This window comes from Protofrankia sp. Cas4, from assembly GCF_963555915.1.
In the GTDB taxonomy this organism is placed as follows: Bacteria; Actinomycetota; Actinomycetes; order Frankiales; family Frankiaceae; genus Protofrankia.
This window is the reverse complement of record NZ_CAUVXL010000269.1, coordinates 55,130-56,921: the sequence shown is the minus strand read 5'-3', so window position 1 is coordinate 56,921 and position 1,792 is coordinate 55,130. Positions and strand designations below refer to the sequence as shown.

General features: G+C 60.2%; 1 protein-coding gene. It reads left to right on the top strand.

Translation table 11 applies throughout. The annotated features are described in order from the left end of the window. Window positions 1–206: 206 nt before the first annotated feature. Window positions 207–1,792 (top strand): VCBS repeat-containing protein (locus U9979_RS24370; RefSeq protein WP_322781121.1); only part of this gene is annotated, 1,586 nt, incomplete at its 3' end.

Sequence of the window (1,792 nt, the reverse complement as noted above, 5' to 3'; positions counted from 1 at the left end):
CTTCACGGTAAGGGTCGCCGATCCTCGGCCTGCGGATTGCCCGGTCCTTCAACGCCGCCGAAGCCATTTTTTGATGGGATCTCAGCAATAATTAGGACCGAATGGAACGAGGATTCATTTGCTGGTGACGCTGTTGTTTGTAGGTTGCCGTCCTATTGGTGAGCTGGGCGCTACCCTTTGACGATCAATCGTGTTTTGGGGGGAAAATGACCTACGGGAAAACAGTTGAAAGATCGGCACCCGGCCGTTTCGGAACGTGCCTGCTCGGCCTGGCGGTGTTGTTGGTCGGTGCCGGCCTGGCGATATTCGGGCCGACGAATCAGGCTCTGGCTACAGCGAAAAAGGCCAACCGCATTATTCTCAGTGGTTCGAGCTGGCTGAGTGGGAAGGGCGTCGATGTCTATTCGAATGACCATTCCTACAGTTCCGACCTGAACGACAAAAACTACGTCGACATCGGTCCCGCCGGCCAGCCCAAGTCGGTACTCAGCGGCTTGCGCTGGCAGTGTGTAGAGCTCGTCAATCGGCTTTATCTGGTCAGAGGTTGGATTACCAAAAATTGGTCCGGCGACGGTTATCAAATGTACGACACCGCGCCGAAAAATCTTTCCAAGGATAGCAATGGATCGATCGCCGGTGTAGGTGCTGGCGACGTTCTTGTCTTTGGCGGCGGTATGGGCGGAAAGGGTCATGTCGCAGTCGTCGAAAGCGTGAGTGGAACAGGCGACAAAGTCTCGGTGTCGACGGTCAGTCAGAATCTTTCTGACAAGAATGATGGCGTTTGGTCAACGTTCAGCTGGGATAAGAAGCAGAAGAAGATCACGCCATTGAGTGGCTACACCACCATCGGTGTGGTTCATGCACCAGTGGCGCAACCCGCACGACCCGGGACGAGACTCCTGGCTGATGTCAACGGCGACGGTCGGTCAGACGCGATCGTGATGTTCCGCGATTCGGGTGTCGCAATGGTTGCGCTGGCGCAGGCGGACGGCCGTTTCGGCGCTCCACAGAGCTGGGCTTTCGGCCACACCGTGGGTGCTGACACGTACTTCGCGGCCGATGTGGACGGCGACCGCCGGGCCGATCTGATTGCTTTTTGGGCCTCGACCGGACGCTGGCGGGTGAGCCTCTCGTCCGGCAGCGGATTCTGGCCTGAGACTGACTGGGCCTACGGCCACGGTGTCGGCACCAACCGCCAGTGGGTGGCAGACGTCACCGGGGACGGAAGGGCCGATGTAGTCACTTTCGATGCGGCAAACGGGGACTGGTGGGTTTCGGCGTCGTCCGGTTCCGGTTTCTGGTCGCCGCAGCGGTGGATCTCAGGACACGGGGTCGGCACGACCGACCAGGCGTTGGCCGATTTCACCGGCGACGGTCGGGCTGACGCCGGAGTCTACATAGCCGGGGGCGGTGACTGGTACGTGGCCGCATCCACCGGAAACGGCTTCAGCTATCCCCCGCGATGGTCGGTCGGGCATGGCCTCAGCAGCACAAGTCGCCTCGTAGGTGATGTGAACGGTGACAAGCGGGCGGATGCCGCCTACTTCTTCGCGGCCAACGGGCACTGGGATGTCGGCACATCCTCCGGGTCCGGTTTCTGGGCGCCGACAGCATGGGCGAATGGTCATGGAATCGGCACGAACGAGCAGTTTCTCGCTGACGTCACGGGTGATGGTAAAGCCGATGTGGTGACCTTTGATGAAGTCAATGGGGACTGGTGGGTCTCGGTGTCATCCGGGTCCGGTTTCTGGCCGCCGCAGCGGTGGATCTCAGGACACGGGGCCGGTTCCTG